10 protein-coding genes are annotated in these 18,234 nt (G+C 47.2%); 3 read left to right on the forward strand and 7 right to left on the reverse strand.

All coding sequences use genetic code 11. The annotated features are described in order from the left end of the window. Window positions 1-36 precede the first annotated feature (36 nt). A complete protein-coding gene (locus tag QUW60_RS01625; RefSeq protein WP_289558213.1) occupies window positions 37-2,175 on the forward strand; it encodes a peptidylprolyl isomerase in 2,139 nt (712 codons plus the stop codon). Between the two features lie 69 nt (window positions 2,176-2,244). On the opposite strand, the gene QUW60_RS01630 is transcribed toward QUW60_RS01625, so the two are convergent. Further along, window positions 2,245-3,417: a hypothetical protein gene (locus tag QUW60_RS01630; RefSeq protein WP_289558214.1), complete on the reverse strand. Its 1,173-nt coding sequence runs from the start codon at window positions 3,415-3,417 to the stop codon at window positions 2,245-2,247. Window positions 3,418-3,864: 447 nt separating this feature from the next. Here QUW60_RS01630 and QUW60_RS01635 point away from each other — a divergent pair, with 447 nt between their 5' ends. Next, a complete protein-coding gene (locus tag QUW60_RS01635; protein ID WP_258337545.1) occupies window positions 3,865-6,054 on the forward strand; it encodes a glutamine synthetase III family protein in 2,190 nt (729 codons plus the stop codon). 103 nt (window positions 6,055-6,157) lie between these two features. Here QUW60_RS01635 and QUW60_RS01640 read toward each other — a convergent pair whose 3' ends face one another. The 6 genes from QUW60_RS01640 to QUW60_RS01665 form a co-directional block, all read right to left on the reverse strand. Further along, a complete protein-coding gene (locus tag QUW60_RS01640; RefSeq protein WP_289558215.1) occupies window positions 6,158-7,669 on the reverse strand; it encodes a glycoside hydrolase family 30 protein in 1,512 nt (503 codons plus the stop codon). A gap of 151 nt (window positions 7,670-7,820) precedes the next feature. After that, a complete protein-coding gene (locus QUW60_RS01645) occupies window positions 7,821-11,840 on the reverse strand; it encodes a hybrid sensor histidine kinase/response regulator transcription factor (protein WP_289558216.1) in 4,020 nt (1,339 codons plus the stop codon). Window positions 11,841-11,942: 102 nt separating this feature from the next. Then, complete coding sequence (locus QUW60_RS01650) at window positions 11,943-13,373, reverse strand: glycosyl hydrolase family 28 protein (protein WP_434736831.1); 1,431 nt, start codon at window positions 13,371-13,373, stop codon at window positions 11,943-11,945. A 290-nt stretch (window positions 13,374-13,663) separates the two neighbouring features. After that, window positions 13,664-14,815: a cytochrome d ubiquinol oxidase subunit II gene (locus QUW60_RS01655; protein ID WP_258337542.1), complete on the reverse strand. Its 1,152-nt coding sequence runs from the start codon at window positions 14,813-14,815 to the stop codon at window positions 13,664-13,666. A gap of 50 nt (window positions 14,816-14,865) precedes the next feature. Beyond that, entirely contained in the window at window positions 14,866-16,389 is a 1,524-nt protein-coding gene (locus QUW60_RS01660) for a cytochrome ubiquinol oxidase subunit I (protein WP_289558217.1), read from the reverse strand. Between the two features lie 29 nt (window positions 16,390-16,418). Next, window positions 16,419-16,637, reverse strand: coding sequence for a DUF4492 domain-containing protein (locus QUW60_RS01665; protein WP_258337540.1), 219 nt, complete (start codon window positions 16,635-16,637; stop codon window positions 16,419-16,421). Between the two features lie 244 nt (window positions 16,638-16,881). On the opposite strand from QUW60_RS01665, the gene QUW60_RS01670 reads away from it, so the two are divergent. Next, window positions 16,882-18,225 (forward strand): TolC family protein, encoded by a 1,344-nt coding sequence (locus tag QUW60_RS01670; RefSeq protein ID WP_289558218.1) that lies wholly within the window; start codon window positions 16,882-16,884, stop codon window positions 18,223-18,225. Window positions 18,226-18,234: the final 9 nt, after the last annotated feature.

Raw genomic sequence — 18,234 nt, forward strand, 5'->3', positions numbered from 1 at the left:
CTGAAATAACAATAAACAAAAAAATAACAAACTTAAATGGCAACTTTACAAACTATCAGAAGCAAGGGACCTTTGGTGGTCATTGTAATCGGACTTGCCCTGTTTGCGTTCATCGCTGGTGACGCATGGAAAGTCCTGCAGCCGCATCAAGGCAAACAAGATGTAGGTGAAGTAAACGGAGAAAAACTGAGCACTCTGGACTACCAGAAAATGGTGGACGAACTCAGTGAAGTCATCAAACTGACCAATGGACTGAATTCACTGTCCGAAGAGCAGCTGAACAACGTAAAAGACCAGGTATGGCAGAATTACGTCAACAATCAGCTGATTGCAGAACAGGCAGAAAAGTTGGGACTGACAGTCACCGATGCTGAAATCCAGGCTATCATCGACCAAGGCACTCACCCTCTGCTGATGCAGACTCCGTTCCGCAATCCGCAGACAGGAATGTTCGACAAGGACATGCTTCAGAAATTTCTGGTAGACTATGCGAATTTGGGAACCAGTCAAATGCCTGCTCAATATACTGAATACTATCAGAAAATGGGCGCTTTCTGGATGTTCATAGAAAAAACACTCAGACAGAGCACGCTGGCAGAAAAGTACCAGAACCTGATCACCAAATCGCTGATTTCAAATCCTGTAGCAGCCGAAGATGCGTTTAAAGCACGCACCGAACAAAGCGACCTGCTGCTTGCCGGCATACCTTATTCTTCAATCAACGATTCAACGGTTGAAGTCAGCGACGATGAAATCAAAAAGCTGTACAATGAAAAGAAGGAACAGTTCAAACAACTGGCTGAAACACGCGACATACATTATATAGACGTGAAAGTTGTGCCTTCTGACGCTGACCGTGCGGCTGTTAAACAAGAAGTGACAGAATACAGCAACCAGCTCGACAAGACCAACTCGGATTATGCTACATTCATCCGCTCTACAGGTTCTTCTGTAGCTTATTCAGATGTGCCTGTCAACAAGTCTGTACTTCCTTCTGACATTGCCGCACGCCTGGATTCGACAGGATTGAATGAGGTATACGGCCCCTACTACTATCAGTCGGACGACTCATACAACGCATTCAAGGTTCTGGCAAAAGTATCAGCACCCGACTCAATCCAATTCCGTCAGATTCAAGTGTACGCCGACACCGAAGACAAGACAAAAACGCTTGCCGACAGTATCTACAATGCACTCAAAGGCGGAGCTGACTTCGAAAAAGTAGCCAAAATCTACGGACAGACCGGCGAAGCAACCTGGGTAAATGCAAGAAGCTGGGAAGGCGCGGAAATGGATGCTGACAATACCAAATTTATCAACACGCTGATCAACCAACCGAAAAACGAACTGGCTAATCTGACCGTCGGACAAACCCATCTGATACTTCAGGTTATGGACAAGAAGAGCATGCAGACCAAATATAAAGTGGCTGTCATCAAATGCCCGGTTGAGTTCAGCAAAGAAACCTACAATTCTGCATACAACAAATTCAGCCAGTTTGTAGCTCAAAACACAACGCTTGAAGACTTGCAGAAAAATGCAGAAGAAAACGGATACACGCTTCTTCCGCGCAAAGATCTGTCAAGCGCAGAGCATTACGTGGGCGGCGTAAAATCGACAGGCGATGTAATGAGATGGATTTTCTCGGCAAAACCGAATGAAGTTTCTCCGCTGTATGAATGTGGCGAAAACGACCACATGATGGTGGTAGCTCTTGACAAAGTACATAAGACAGGATACCGCGACATCAATTCAGTTGCCGCTACGCTGAAGAATGAGATCATTCGTGACAAGAAAGCTGAAAAGATTCTCGCAAACATGCAGGGAGTCAATTCACTGGATAAGGTGAAAGCCATGGAAGGTGCTGTCAGCGACTCTGTAAAACATGTCACATTCTCCGCATCGGCCTACATCTCTGTAGCACACGCCAGTGAACCGGTTATCGGCGCAGCCGCTTCAAAAACAGAAGTTGGAAAGGTAAGCACACCGATAAAGGGAAATGCCGGAGTTTACATGATTCAAGTTTATGCGAAAGACAAGGGCACAGAAAAATTCGATGCCAAGCAAGAAGAATCTTCTTTGGCCAGCATGTTATCTCGACCTGTTGCAAATCAGATATTCGGCGATTTGTATCAGAAAGCTAATGTAACAGACCAACGGTATCTGTTCTTCTAAACTGACAGCCGATATAAAAAACGGGAACCTCTCAAATGAAGTTCCCGTTTTTTATTTTCATATATCAGGTCAATGCCCTGCAAGAATGTAAGCCTGGTAATGCGTCGTTTCATCCACTCCGGTCAACGACAAATAACCGCTTAGTATTTTTCCGTCCGCCACCACAAGCGGATACCTGTCCTTATGGTCCCGATGCGCGTTTACGGCTTCTCCGTCTGCCGAAAAGTATTCGATTCTGAACCATCCTTCCGACCGGGGATGCAAAAGCCTTGCACGCACCTGATGAGAAACAATGCCCATATTCATGCGCAAATTAATTTCAACGCAAGGATGCACATGAAAGGCATCGTTCATCCGACAAATCATCATATCTACACCCAAACACCCGCTATAGTCATTCTCCAGCAAAACGGAGAGCCGAACAGTCAAAGACGACTTTATCTGCCGCAGTGTGTCCACCGGAATAAACGAAGACAAAAAGGCTTCAATCTGCTCGTCCGTACACAGTCTGTTTTCCTTATAATTCCCGTGCAAGTCTGTTTCAAAAAGAGAATATCCGATGAAATAAATGCCGCCGCTCCCGTCTGCATAAAACTCCATCGCAAAATCTGCTACTTTCTCATACAAAGGTTCAGCCATAACACTTCCCTGCGTACGAAGCACACGCTCCACCCATCCCCGGACAGAAGAGCTCCAAGTTTCGGAAGATACTTTTACCAGTCCTCGCCCGCTTCCGGACCAGGGAGCTTTCAGCACAATCTCCCCCACTTCAGACATATAGAAGTTTACATCATCCACGGAATGACATACGACAGATTCACCGCAGGTACCTTCAATTTTACGCATTCCGACAAGCATCTCTGAACTGCGCTGCCGGCTGGACAAAAAACGGATACGCTGCACTTGAGAATCCGTCAGCAGAAACTCTTCCCCGATACCGGCAGACCGGAGCTGATGCAGGAACGCCGGATCCCACCCCCATGGAACATAACTTCCCTGTTCCCACTCCAGAATCCACTGAACGCGCGGAAAAAGAAAATCACTCCCCAATTGCGAATGCAGCAGTTCTGCCTGCTTCATGTCATCAATCCTCACCGACTCCCCGCCTTCAGCATACCATGCAGGCAGTACAGCCAAATCATACGCCATTTTCTGAATCTCCGCAGGAGCCTTATAGAAAGGCGTATTGTTAGCCAATGCCATATCATGCGCAGGATTAAAACAGTAAATCTTTTTCTCCATAATGTCCGTCATTCACTCAATGCCGTAAATATAAAGAAAATATGCAGATCTACATATCCGACAAACCAAAAACGTTGAACCGCTGCAACAAATCGGCTGTTTTTTTTAAAAAGCCAATGCAACATCCTCTCCGGCAAGGAAGCCAAACAAATAAAAAAATCAAAAAACCGGCGAGCATAAACTTACAATATAAACAAAATACAAGAATATAAGTGTAAAACAGAAACCAAACAAGATAAAAATAAATCAAAATAAAACAAGAGCAGAAAAACACGAAATAAAAAGCACTCCTTGAAAAAGAAATAAAATCAAAAAGACGTAACTTTGTACTGTTATAAAACAATAAGACACTATTAAAAGTTTAATAACAACAAAAAGACAACAAATAAAGAGAAACAAAAGAATAAATAACAAATACACAATACAACCAACTAAAACCATAAGTTTATGTCAACATTAAGATTCAGAGTCGTAGAAAAAGCTTTTCAGACAAAACCTGTAGAAGTAAACGTCCCCAAAGAACGTCCGAGCGAATACTTCGGAAAGTACGTATTCAACCGGGAAAAGATGTTCAAGTATTTACCGTCAAATGTTTACGCCAAGCTTGTGGACGCAATGGACAACGGAGCCACACTCGACCGCAGCATAGCAGATGAGGTGGCCGCAGGGATGAAACGCTGGGCAAGCGAACTGGGCGCGACACACTACACCCACTGGTTCCAGCCGCTGACAGAAGGAACAGCCGAAAAACATGACGCGTTTGTGGAACACGACGGAAAAGGCGGCATGATGGAGGAATTTTCAGGCAAACTGCTTGTCCAGCAGGAACCTGACGCTTCTTCATTCCCCAATGGAGGAATACGCAATACATTCGAAGCCAGAGGGTACAGCGCATGGGATCCTTCATCTCCCGTATTCGTTGTTGACGATACACTTTGCATTCCAACGGTTTTCATCGCCTATACAGGAGAGTCGCTGGATTACAAGGCTCCCCTCCTGAAAGCACTGAGAGCCGTAAACAAGGCAGCCGTGGATGTATGTCACTATTTCGACCCGAAAGTAAAGAAAGTGGTGTCCTATCTCGGCTGGGAACAGGAATACTTTCTGGTTGACGAAGGCTTGTATGCAGCCCGCCCCGACCTGCTGCTCACGGGACGCACCCTGATGGGACACGAAGCATCGAAAAACCAGCAGCTGGAAGACCATTATTTCGGAGCAATTCCTACACGTGTGGCCTCCTTCATGAAAGATCTGGAAATCCAGGCACTCGAACTGGGCATTCCGGTAAAGACAAGACACAACGAAGTGGCACCGAACCAGTTCGAGCTTGCACCGATTTTCGAGGAATGCAACCTGGCCGTCGACCACAACATGCTTATCATGTCGCTCATGCGGAAAGTAGCACGCAACCACGGATTCCGCGTACTGCTCCATGAAAAGCCGTTCAAGGGCGTAAACGGTTCGGGAAAACACAACAACTGGTCGCTTGGAACAGACACAGGCGTCCTGCTGATGGCTCCAGGAAAAACGCCGGAAGAAAACCTGCGCTTCATCACGTTTATCGTGAATACGCTTATGGCCGTGTACCGGCACAACGGACTGCTGAAAGCTTCCATCATGAGCGCAACAAACGCACACCGCCTGGGAGCCAACGAAGCTCCTCCCGCAATCATATCCTCGTTTTTGGGCACACAACTGAGCAAGGTGCTCGACCACATGGAAGTCAGCACAACCGATGAACTGATTGCCCTTGGAGGAAAGCACGGCATGAAACTTGACATCCCGCAGATACCGGAACTGTTGATAGACAACACCGACCGCAACCGCACTTCGCCTTTCGCATTCACAGGAAACCGCTTTGAATTCCGTGCCGTAGGTTCAGAAGCGAACTGTGCAAGCGCCATGATTGCACTGAACACAGCCGTGGCCGAACAGCTCACCGAGTTCAAGCAGAAAGTAGATGCCCTCATCGAACAAGGAGAACCGAAAGTTTCGGCTTTGATTCAGGTGATCCGCGAATACATCAAACTCAGCAAGCCTATCCGCTTCGACGGCAACGGATACAGCGAAGAATGGAAAGAAGAGGCTGCGCGCCGGGGACTTGACTGCGAAACGAGCTGTCCGATCATCTTCGACCAATACCTGAAACCGGAAAGTATCCGCATGTTTGAATCGGAGGGAGTCATGACCAAAAAAGAACTGGAAGCACGGAACGAAGTTAAATGGGAAACTTACACCAAGAAAATCCAGATTGAGGCAAGAGTATTGGGCGATCTTGTCATGAACCACATCGTACCGGTCGCAACCGAATACCAGAGCAAGCTGATAGACAACGTGTATAAAATGAAAGACCTGTTCCCGGCCGAAGAAGCATCCCGGCTCTCATCTGAGAACCTTGCCATTATACGCAAAATCTCAGAACACGCCACCTATATCAAGGAACATGTCGACTCGATGGTGGAAGCGCGCAAAGTCGCCAACAAGATTACAGACGAACGCGAAAAAGCCATAGCCTATCATGACAACATCGCTCCGATGCTCGAACAAATCCGCTATCACATCGACAAGCTTGAACTGATTGTAGATGACCAGATGTGGACACTGCCAAAATACAGAGAGCTGCTGTTTATCAGATAATTCATTTTTACATTATCCCTTATTTCTTATTGGTTGTTTGATAAAAACAGAGGGTGGTTTTCCGTGAGGAAAGCCGCCCTCGCCTGTATAATACACTCCGGCATCACCTCATCACAAACGTGTTCAGGGAATGGGGAGCTAACGTAACGTTCAGAAACTTCTTCCCTAAGCGGAATGTCGCGCAGCCTGGCTTGCCTCCAAAGTTTCCCGCCACAACGACATATTTCTTTTCCGGTGTCAGATAAGCGACCGCCAGCACGCCGTCCTTGTTCTTCGGACTGTATCCCACCATTTCGCTTCCGGGAACCACATAATGCGAAAAATGTTTCACTGCATAGTATTCGGCCGTATACCGGAACTTGCGTGTTTCGGGATCCACTTCAATCAGCGCGTTCTGATTCCATCCCCACGGGCTTGTTCCCCGCTTGGGAAGCAGGAAATTCCAGTTGAACCACTCGTCGCAACCGTTCCCCACATTGTCGCAAATCAGGAAAAACGTATGCTCTCCCGCCTTCCAGTCCATCGATCCGTTTCCGCACTCGCTTTCCGAACAGATGTAATGATATTCCGGATATTGCTTGCGGATAGCCGGCAGGATTTCACGTCCCTCCCATTGAAAAGCCAGTCCGCTGATGCACCCGCGCAGTTTCTCGTCACTCAGGATTCGCTCCACATGATCCTGGCGGTTGGTATTGAAGGTTCCCAAATAAAGCTTCACGTCCGGATGATGCTTCTTCAATGCCGGAGCAAGATAATCGCGATTGAAGCGCACCGTCCCTTCCGCCGTCCATGCACAGCCCGGATAAGGTGTATAGCTGTATGCCTCATTCTGATAAATCACCATGTCAATGTTTATTCCTTCACTCTTGTAAGCCTCGATGAACTTGCAGAAAAAATTGGCGTACGACTGAAGGTAACGGGGATCCTGAATGAAATAATCCTGCGTGGCAAGCCTGCGGGGAAACTGCCCTTTCCGCTCGCCCAGAAACTTCATTTCATCCTCGTCCACTTCATCTGAAGAACCATAAAGAAGATAGTCCAGACGGCTGTCCATCTTGTTGAAACGGCTGCTCAAAACCGGATAATCCCCGTTTATCTTCATCCAACTCGGAGGGCTCCAGGGGGAAGTCCAGAAGGTCAGTTTTGGATTAAACTTTTGCGCTGCCCGTATCAAGGGAATAATTCCCTGCCTGTCGCGCCCGATATTGAAATACCGCAGTTCAAAATCGCCTGGCACCTCATCACAGCTATACCACGAACGCGCATAGTCGTTCGCATTCATGGAAATGCGCCCGCGCGTAAACTTCAGTTCTCCTTCGGGAGAAAAAAGGTTATACATGATTTCGTCCTGCTCGTCACGGGCCAGCATCAGCAGCGCATCCCAGTCAAGTTCATTGAATGTTGTTCCCCAGGCTCTGAACGGAACCCCTCTTTCTGTTCCGTCCACCTCCAGCAAAGGCTCCGAAAGAGCGTCAGTCTGGAGTTTCACCCTGTTTTCTTTCCAGCAGTTTCCTTCCGTACTGCTCACCCATACATACGACTGGGCCTGAAGCCCAGCAACGAAGCCCAAAGCACATAAAGCAATTGACGCTTTCTTCTTAAAACACGATTTCATCGATAGATATGTTAAAGTTAAAAATATCATTCCGCAAAGGACAATACTCAACGGATACTTTGTCCGCCTATCCCGACAAATTCTACAGTCCAAGGGCTGGAACATAGAATCTGCAGGCACAGATACAGATACCTTCCGCGCTCCCCGCACGTCATTTGTTCTTTTCCTCCTGATATTGGGTGGGCAGCATTCCGAACTGTTCCTTGAAACACTTGCTGAAATAGCTCGATGAGCTGAATCCGACGCGGTCTGCCACCTCCGATATGGTAAGCTGGCTGCTTTCGAGCAACTGGGCAGCCCTTTTCAGGCGGATGGTACGGATGAATTCCGTCGGGGTCTGTCCGGTTATCGACTGAAGCTTCCGGTAAAGATTCATGCGGCTCATTCCCATATCGCTGCTCAATGCCTCCACATTATATGAAGTGTTGTCCATATTGTTTTCGATGCATCCCAATGCCCGCTTGATTATCTGCTCATCGAGGGATGTGATCGTAATGCTCGCAGGGTTTACCTCCACGCTCCTCTGAAAATCCTTCTTCCGCATTTCCTGCTTTTCAATCAGTTTCCGGATGCGCACCCGCAACATATCCATATTGAAAGGCTTTGCCATATATGAATCCGCCCCGACCGAATAACCGTTGATCTTCAAGTCGTCCGAAGTGCGCGCCGTCAACAGAATAATCGGAATATGCGACGTTTCCATATTGGTCTTGATGCGCCTGCAAAGCTCTATACCGTCTACGTTAGGCATCATGACATCACTGATAATCAAGTCGGGATTCTGTTCGGCCGCCAGCTTTTCCGCCGCCTCTCCGTCGGGAGCGTCAAACACCTGATACTCTTCGGAAAGCTGCTCTTTCAGGAAGTTTCTGAAATCATTATTGTCGTCTGCCACAAGCAATTTCTTTTTTCCAGCCTCCTGAACGGAACGCTCTCCGCCGCTTTTCTTCGCATCGGCCGACACATCCTGCATGCCAGTTTCTTCCGCTACCGCCAGATCCGTCGGAATAAATACGGTGAAGCAGCTACCTTTTCCCGGTTCGCTCGAAACGTGTACACTTCCCTGGTGCATGTCAACATATTCTTTCACCAAATGCAGTCCGATACCGCTTCCCACCTTGTTCTGCTCATTATGCTGCACCTGATAAAAACGTTCAAAAATATGCTTCACCTGATCTGAAGCAATGCCGATCCCTGTATCAGAAACAGAAATGCAGGCATACTTTCGTCCGCCATATTCATTTTCTGTGAGCGACAAAGTCACACGTCCGCTTTCCGGCGTAAACTTGAATGCATTTGAAAGCAGGTTGTTCACTATCTTATGCAGTTTGTCATGATCAAAATTCATGTACCAGTGCGCAGGAGCGACATTCAGATCAAAGTCTATGCCCTTATCAACGGCAAACGGCCTGAATCCCTCATAAACCGTGCGCAGAAATTCTTCCAGATCACCGGGCAAGAGATTCAACTTTTCACGTTTCATCTCCACTTTCCTGAAATCAAGCAGCTGATTGATCAGTCTGTAAAGTTCCTGCGTATTCTTATAAACCACCCGGAGCTGGTCCTTCAAACGTTCATCAGTCACCTTCTTCAGAATCACTTCAAGCGGAGTAAGGATCAGTGTAAGCGGCGTGCGCAGTTCATGGCTGACATTAATAAAAAAACGGAACTTCATCTGATTCAGTTCTTCCCGCTGACGCTCTGCCTCCACCTCCTGCATCCGCTTCAGCTTCCTCAGACTCCGAATATGCAGATAGCGCACAATAAAATAGCCCAATGCGAGCAGACATACGAGATAAAACACCCCGGCCCATACTGTAGCCCAGAAAGGAGGGCGGATAACAACCACAAACGAAGAACGGTCACTCCAATGATGGTCGTTGCCTGCCGACATCACATGAAACACATACTTTCCCGGAGGCAAATGATTGTACGCCACACTCGCCTGCCCTTTTTCAGGAAGCAGTTCAATCCACTCCTTATCCACGCCCTCCATCTTGTAACGGAAATAAGTCTGCGACGGATTTACAAAATTCAAGCTGGAAAACTCGAACGTGATGAAATTCTCATCATGCCTCAGTTCCGCATACCGCACCCTGTCTACAGTCTTTTCAAACAACACGCGCCCGTTATACTGCTCTCCGCATACGACCGGCTCGTTAAACAGACGAAATCCCGTAAACATGGGAGGCACAGAGCTTGGAGCCAGAACCACATTTTCCGGCGAAAACAGATAAAACCCGTCCATGCGTCCAAAACAAAGCTGCCCGTCGGCTGTCTTCAATGAGCAGAATTCAAACAAGTCGTTCCAGCTATGGCTCCGGTTGCGGTCAAGACAAACGACGCAATACGTATATCCTTGTCCCTCATTCTCCACGGTTATTTTATAAAGCCCGTTTATCGTAGACACCCAGACATCACCGTTGTTATCTTCCTGGATACTCTGCACCGTAAGATTCGTGAAGCCAGCCTCCTCACCCAGATAATCCACGTGAAAATCATCCGACACGATCTTTATCCCATATTGGGTCCCCATCCAGAGCAATCCCCGGCTGTCAAGAAAAATACAGTTGAACTTATTGCTTCCCAACGTCTGTAAAGGCGAACCGGGAGCATCCCTCTCGGGAGCAAATACCGAATCCTTTTCCGTATCATAAATGTAGAAGCCATTGTCGGCACCAACCACAATACGTTCCTTGCTGTCAATAGCCAAAGAATTGGCCACCCTGTACTTGGATATTTTAGGAAACTTCACCGCAAGAGGAACAATGCTGTCTGACTCGGGAACAAACATACCGACAGTTCCCAGCCGGCTCACCCATAACCGCCCGCGAAAGTCAGCCACCATTGCCCTTATATTGCTTTTTCCAAGATAATGCTTCACCCTGCCGTTCTCGATGCAATAGAGTCCGTTGCGGAATGTTCCCAGCCAGATACGATCTCTGTTGTCCTTATATGCCACACGAAACAGTTGGCCCGACAGTTCCGGATAAGGCATGTCAATCGTACGGTCGGAACACGAATACCGGTAAAGCCCTCTCGACGTACCCATCAGGATAGCTCCCTCACGCTCCTCCACCATGCAATGAATGCTTTCGTCGGCAAAGTTTCCCGAAAGGTTCCGGTTATTATACAAGGTAAAATTATCCATGCTGGGATGGTGAAAGGCCAGTCCCTGGTTGAACATGCCTATCCACACCGTGCCGCTGTAATTGTCACAATAAATGCTGTGCACGCCTCCGCGCACATTCAATTCACGCAAATCCGCATTGAAAGAATTCACCCGGCAAATCATAAGCGTATGCCGGTCAACGATATAGATTCCCTGTCCTGACGTACCTATCCACGCACTTCCCGAACGGTCCACATCCAGAGCCGCGATTTCTTCAAAATGCTCAGCAGACAAAGGCAATTCCGTCCATGTATTGACGGCATTCGAATAAAAGCCTCCGCCGTAATTCCATACCAGCCAGAAATCGCCGTTGTCAAGCATACAGACAAGCACTTGAGCACCTTTTGCCAGACGCCCCTGCAAAAAATTTTCCTGACGCACAAACTTCCCCGTCCGATGGTCATAACAGCGCATCACGCCACTTTCATGAACCATCCAACTGTATGCGCCTTTTGATGCCACGGTCAGCAAAGGACCGTTCTTTTTCAGAAAATCAGAAACGTCGCAAACAACCCGCACACGTTCATCTGCCGAATCCAGCAAATAGATGCGACCGGCTGCATCTGTCACCCAAACCAGCTTCTCGGAATCAACAAACAGGTTTGAAACATCGTCCAGCCCCCAACGTCTGAAAATGGTGTCGGCCCTCATGAAACATTCCGTATCCAGGTTGAAAATCCGGAGTCCTCCTCTTTCCTTCAACCACAGCCGTTTCTTTGCATCAATATACTGCACAGGAATAGAGGCCCGCTGAGCAACCGGATACGGCTCTGACTTCCAAAGCGGGAAGGATACAAAATTTTTCCCGTCATAAAGACTCAAGAGTTCGGTCGTTCGGACTCCCAGACGTCCGTCGGGCAATCCGAACACGTTTTTCACATAATTGTCCGGAAGCCCTTCAGAAATACCGATATGACGGAACTTGACAGGGACTGTATGTTCCGCAGAAACAGCTACAGCCGCAAGGATACAATAACACAATAAAAAAAATCTTTTCATCGTCGCTTTTCATGAAGGTTGCCATCAAACACAAAAATACGAAAACTTTTTCAAACGGTCTTCAAGACAGACACCACCGGACAGGCAGAAAATACAGATCCATCATTTCTCAAACGTAACGCCCTCAACATGCGGACCGACATAAATGCGTGCCATATCTCCCGTATGATACCATGCCGGCTTGCCCTGCATATCATCGGATATCACCACACCGTTTACCCTCAGGTTCTTGAACCGGATATTCCTGATTCTCCTTTCTTCGTTATACCCTTCTATGACAGAAATCTCAGCGCGGTCGCCTGTATAGTCGATGTCCTTAAACAACACGTTTTCAATGCCCCTTCCCGGAGCCGTACAATACTTTTCATTATAAAATATCCTGAGATTCAGCAACTGCCCCTGACGAAAATTCTCAATGCGGATATTTTCAAAACGGACATTGCGGACCAGGTTGTTGTCGCCTGCATTAATCGCCATACATCCCTGATAGTTCAACTGCATCTCTTTATGGTCAAGGATATCTATATCCACATAGTTCAGATTCTCAAGCACCTCCGGCTTCTCTGTATTGCCATGAATCCCAATAAAGATGGGATGCGCCACATCAGCCCAAAGCACCGAATGCTGCATGGTTATGTCGTGGCTCGCTCCGTTAAAGCCTTTCCGGGTACCGTAGACTGTGGTACAATCATCCGAATTGCGACAGAACACACCGTCGAACAAGACATGGCGGCTGGCAAATATATTCATGCCGTCGCCCCATCCATAATAACTGACAGACTTGACATTGCGGATCGTCACATTTTCAGACCCTCCCGTAATGCACTGAGTTGCAAACAATCCCTCTACATATACATTCTTCGAATTGGATATCTGTATGCCTGCCTTGACCGTATGATCAACAATTCCGCGCCCCATCAGACGGACATTTTCAGCATGATCGATAACGAGCTGACCCATCATGACAGCTCCTCCTGCCACATAAACAGTCTTCCCCGAAGGTATGCGGAATGATCCGGTGTCAAATGTATGGACTCCCGGACCGAACCAGATCACATCATCCGAATTTCTGTCGGGCACCTCGGTTTCAATCGGATTGGCAAACAAATGCAAGTTGTCAAACAGATCTCCGTTGACTTCTACTGAAAAGTTTCCCGGCTTGTCGAGTGTAAAGGTCAAGGTATTCCCGTCAATTTCAGGAACCACTCCCCTTGACAAAGGCCTTACACGCGCTTCATGAATCTCTCCTTTATTGTAAGTCACACACACCTCCACCTTACCGTCGAAGCCAAATGTGGCCATGGACGATGGTAAAGGCTGGTGCCTGATGCCTTCCACACAATCTACTTTTATCAGATAAGAAGGAACGTTCAGCCACTTCGTCCCTTCCTGACGAACTTTCACTGTAAAATTATCATTCATGGCAACTCCTTCCGGAGCCTTCCAAACATGAAGCCTGCCTGTTTCAGCTTTTCCCCAAACCACGCCTGCACATACAAGCATGGCCATAACATACAGAATTTTCCGAATCATAACTCAATAGCATAATTTACGTTTAATGTTTTTCTTACCCTTTCTGCCGGAACTGCACGACAGTTTCACGGCTTTTTTATTGAGAATACGAACGGAGAAAAAAAATTACCTGAAAAAAATGAGTCTTTTCGCTATTTTTTGCAACAAAAAATTCAAAAAGGAGCTGGACACAAGAATACACCGGCTAAAGACTTCTTGATTTTCTTTATGCACATGCGTTCTTGTGTCCAGCTTATATTTTATGACCCAATCGCCCACGACCGGTCACACTCTGTTTGACATAGCGTTTATCAATAAAGATGCTCTTCTTCCTTCAGCTCCTCCATACTGATCGGCTTGCGGTCGATCGCACGCCATGCGTATATGATATAGGCCAAAACAAAAGGCACCAGAATAGAAACATAAGCCATTGTCTTCAGCGTGAACAGACTGGAACAGCTGTTGGAAATAGTCAGCGAACTCTGCAAATCAGCCGCCGAAGGATAGTAAGCAGTATTATTGTATCCTACAGTCAGAAGCAAAGCCAGTACGGTCAGTACAGTTCCGATTCCAGCGAACCAGATTCCTGCGGTATAAGTCTTGCAGAAAATGCTCTTTATCAAGCCAAACAGCACTCCAAGCACACCAACCAGAAACAATACAAGCAAATATGGCATGGCCAGCAGGTTATTAAGATACTTATAAGGCTCCATAACAATCTGTCCTGTTTCTGCATCTACGGCAAATCCGTCTTTCACCAGCACATACACCACAAAGGCCAAGAAGAAAATCAGAAAAGGAACAGCATCTGTAATCAACTGGCGGCGACAGCGGGAAACCAGTTCATCGTGACGGATGTTATTGATGAAATAAAGATTGCCCAGCAAGCGTGCCAGGAAAAATACGGCAAGTCCCAGCACCAGATTCCAAGGGTTAGCAAATGCGTCAAGGCCATGCCATCCGTTGGCCCAATGGCTGATAACCGGCATCATCTCGTCAGTCAGGTTTGCCTTGCTTACCACAAAGTTTGAACCTGTAAAGAACGTAGCCACAGCTGCTCCGAGAAGCAACGGTCCCACCACTCCGTTCAATATCAGAAAATACTGGTAAGTACGCTTGCCCAGCCAATTGCCCAGCTTTGACTGAAACTCATAAGAAACAGCCTGAAGCACGAAACTGAACAGAATAATCATCCAAAGCCAGTAGGCACCGCCAAAGCTTGTACTGTAGAACAAAGGGAACGAAGCGAAAAACGCACCGCCGAAAGTCACCAGCGTAGTGAACGTAAATTCCCATTTGCGCCCGGTAGAATTTACCAGCATCGTCCGCTCCTCTTCGGTACGGCCCAAACAGAACAACAAGGAATTGCCGCCCTGCACAAACAACAAGAAAACCAGCAAAGCTCCCAACAATGATACCAGGAACCACCAATAATGCTGCAAGAATATATAAGTTGAATCCATAATTTATTTGAATTGAAAAGTGATTAAATCATTTGCCACGCTTTCTCTGCTCAACCATTGCGTTTCTCCGTCGGGGCCACATCAGCTTCGGGACCCTTTCTGATGGCTTTCACCATGATTCCGATTTCAGCAACCAAAAGCACTGTAAACATCACGAGGAATATAAAGAATGTGGTCTGAACCGCTCCTGTTTCAAGCTTTGACACGGCAGCACCCACAGGAAGCATGTCTTGAATCGTCCACGGCTGACGTCCCACTTCAGCAACGATCCATCCGGCATGACTGACGATATAAGCCAGCGGAATTGTCCACAAAGCTACCCAGTGCAACCAGTTGATTTGAGCCAGCTTATGCTTCCATGCAAAGAACAGTACCAACATGAAGAACAAGATAAAATACATACCCAGTCCAACCATTACCCGGAATGCCCAGAACATTACCCCCACATGGGGAACAAGTTCCGAAGGCTCATTAATGTATCCGTAACCGAAATAAGGCATATTCTTTTCCAGGTTGCTGCGGGCTATCTGCATGGCACTCGCATCATTTTCCTCCTTTGCCTTCCGGAAATCAGCCAGTGCAGCTATTGCCTTTTTCCCATTTTCCATTTTCTGCTCAGCTGAAAGCGCAAGAGAGCCGTCAGCCTGCTTGAATCCGCCATTCAAGAGATCATTGATCCCGGGAACATATCCCGAAAACTCACGGGTAGCCAGAAACGAAAGCATCTCAGGAATCTTGACAGGACCCACCACCGTAAGCGGTTCGTGCGTGCCACCGTCATACAGCGCTTCCATGGCAGCAAGCTTCATGGGCTGCACCTGAGCAACCTGATAAGCTGACTGGTCGCCTGTTCCGGCCGTAACCAATGCGGCAAACAGACCGACCCCCGCAGCAACCTTCATGCTGGCCATAGCGAACTGTTTTTCGCGCTTGCGGATCAGGTACCAAGCACTTACGCCTACAACGAAAGCCGCTCCTATGATCCAACTGCTCAACACCGTATGGAAGAACTTCATTACAGCTACCGGAGAAAATGCAACGGCCATGAAATCAACCATTTCGTTGCGCATCGTTTCAGGATTAAACTCCATCCCTACCGGATACTGCATCCATGAATTGGCAACCAGAATCCACCAGGCCGATATCGTTGCTCCCAAGCCTGTAAGCCAAGTAGACGCCAGATGAAAACGTTTCCCGACCTTATTCCACCCGAAGAACATGACAGCAACAAAAGTGGCTTCCATAAAAAAGGCAAGAATACCTTCAATGGCCAGCGGAGCGCCAAAGATGTCACCCACAAACCATGAATAATTGCTCCAGTTCGTTCCGAACTGGAATTCGAGAATCAGACCGGTGGCCACACCGATGGCAAAATTGATTCCAAACAGTTTCATCCAAAATTTCGCAGTCCGTTTCCAAAACTCATTGCCTGTAGCTACATAAAGCGTTTCCATAAGGCCCATAACTACGGCAAGACCCAATGTAAGCGGCACAAACAGCCAATGGTAGATAGCGGTCAGAGCAAACTGAGCTCTCGACCAGTCGATCATTGAAGTGTCGATACTTTCTAACATAATTTTTCTATTTATCGGTTATTAAACAATTATTTGATTCCACGTTCAATCAGCTCGGAGCCTACATAATGCTGCTTTTCTGTTTCTGACTTGCCTTTCAGATAAGGAGTGAAAAAGAAGATCCGCAGTATGACAAACATGACAAAAAGTTTTACCAGGATAATAATCCACAGCGTACGGCCCCAGGTCATGCTCTTAAAACCGTCGCGATAGAATTCGAAAACAGAAACGATACACCTTTTAATCATAATCTAGTTTTATAATGATTACAAAGTAAATGCTTTATCGGCAAAAAACAAGATTTTATCTAGAGAATCTGCACATGAATCTATCTCTTTTGCAATTTTTCGTTCAGAAAAGTAGTTTTGCAACAGATAAAAACAAGAATACGGATGCCGGCGCAACCTTTACAGCCACATCCTGAAAGGGAAAAGGAGAATACAGAAATACGCCTGCAACCCCCAAAAAAAAGAAACCAAGACATATTGATCCATGAATAGAAAAAACGTATTTTTCATCGCCTTGCTTATGGCATCGGCTTCCCTTCCGGCACAGAACGGAAAGAAATGGACACTAAACGACTGCATAAACTATGCGTTGGACAAAAATATCCAGCTGCAGCAAAACAAGATTTCTCTGCTGGAGTCTGAAGAAGATGTAAAAGATGCGAAAGCCGCACTCTTTCCTTCTCTTTCATTCAGCACCGGCCACAACATCGTGAACCGCCCGTACCGCTCAAACAGCGCAACCGTCAACGGCACTGAAATTATCAGCAGCGACAGCAAGACCACCTACAACGGCAGCTACAGCTTGAGCGCCCAATGGACACTATGGAACGGAAACAGACGGCTGAACAGTCTGAAGCAGCAAAAAAAGAACCGGGAAATAGCCCAACTGACCGTAGAGGAAACAGAGAATATGCTGAAGGAACAAATTACGCAGCTCTTCATCCAAATACTTTATGCCGATGAGTCGATAGCCATCAATAAGGGAACGCTTGAGGTCAGCAAGGCAACATACGAACGAGGCAAAGAGCTGTTCAACGAAGGAAGCATCTCAAAAGCGGATCTGGCGCAGCTGGAGTCGCAGGTCAGCAGCGACCAGTACCAACTGGTAACATCCGAAAGCACCCTCCGCAACTACAAACTCCAGCTGAAACAGCTGCTCGAACTTGACGGAACGGCTGAAATGGAATTGGAACTGCCCGAACTGAGCAGCGAACACGTAATGGAAATGCTGCCCTCACAAATCGATGTCTACCAGACAGCATTGGCAACAAGGCCGGAAATCCAAAGCGGCAAACTTAACATAGACAACGCAAAACTAAATATATCATATGCCAAAGGCGGTTACATGCCCACAATCAGCCTTTCGGCCTCAACATCAAGTACAACCAACAATTCCAGCCAGAACAACTGGGCACAGCAGATGAAATACGGCTGGAACAACATGATCGGGATCAGCCTTAGCATCCCGCTTTACGACCAACGCCAAAACAAAAGTGCTGTACGCAAGGCCAAACTTCAATACAGCACCTCGCAGCTCGACCTGATGAACCAGGAAAAAGAACTGTATTCAACCATCGAAGGATTCTACCTGGACGCACTGAATGCCCAGCAGCAATACGCTGCGGCAGAAACTAAAGTGAAAAGCAGCCAGACAAGCTTTGACATGGTGAGCGAACAGTTCAATCTGGGAATGAAGAACACGGTTGAGCTTCTGACAGAAAAAAACAACCTGCTCAGCGCAAAGCAAGAACTCTTGCAGGCCAAATACATGGCCATACTGAACCGGACACTGCTTAACTTTTATGCAGACCAGGAAATCAAACTGTAAAAATATAGA

The organism is Bacteroides gallinaceum (genome assembly GCF_030373775.1).
Lineage (GTDB): Bacteria > Bacteroidota > Bacteroidia > Bacteroidales > Bacteroidaceae > Phocaeicola > Phocaeicola excrementipullorum.

Excerpts from the sequence above, each read along its gene's own strand:
- QUW60_RS01625 (WP_289558213.1), top strand. The coding sequence starts at position 37 with ATGGCAACTTTACAAACTATCAGAAGCAAGGGACCTTTGGTGGTCATT.
- QUW60_RS01630 (WP_289558214.1), bottom strand. The coding sequence starts at position 3,417 with ATGGAGAAAAAGATTTACTGTTTTAATCCTGCGCATGATATGGCATTG.
- QUW60_RS01635 (WP_258337545.1), top strand. The coding sequence starts at position 3,865 with ATGTCAACATTAAGATTCAGAGTCGTAGAAAAAGCTTTTCAGACAAAA.
- QUW60_RS01640 (WP_289558215.1), bottom strand. The coding sequence starts at position 7,669 with ATGAAATCGTGTTTTAAGAAGAAAGCGTCAATTGCTTTATGTGCTTTG.
- QUW60_RS01645 (WP_289558216.1), bottom strand. The coding sequence starts at position 11,840 with ATGAAAAGATTTTTTTTATTGTGTTATTGTATCCTTGCGGCTGTAGCT.
- QUW60_RS01650 (WP_434736831.1), bottom strand. The coding sequence starts at position 13,373 with ATGATTCGGAAAATTCTGTATGTTATGGCCATGCTTGTATGTGCAGGC.
- QUW60_RS01655 (WP_258337542.1), bottom strand. The coding sequence starts at position 14,815 with ATGGATTCAACTTATATATTCTTGCAGCATTATTGGTGGTTCCTGGTA.
- QUW60_RS01660 (WP_289558217.1), bottom strand. The coding sequence starts at position 16,389 with ATGTTAGAAAGTATCGACACTTCAATGATCGACTGGTCGAGAGCTCAG.
- QUW60_RS01665 (WP_258337540.1), bottom strand. The coding sequence starts at position 16,637 with ATGATTAAAAGGTGTATCGTTTCTGTTTTCGAATTCTATCGCGACGGT.
- QUW60_RS01670 (WP_289558218.1), top strand. The coding sequence starts at position 16,882 with ATGAATAGAAAAAACGTATTTTTCATCGCCTTGCTTATGGCATCGGCT.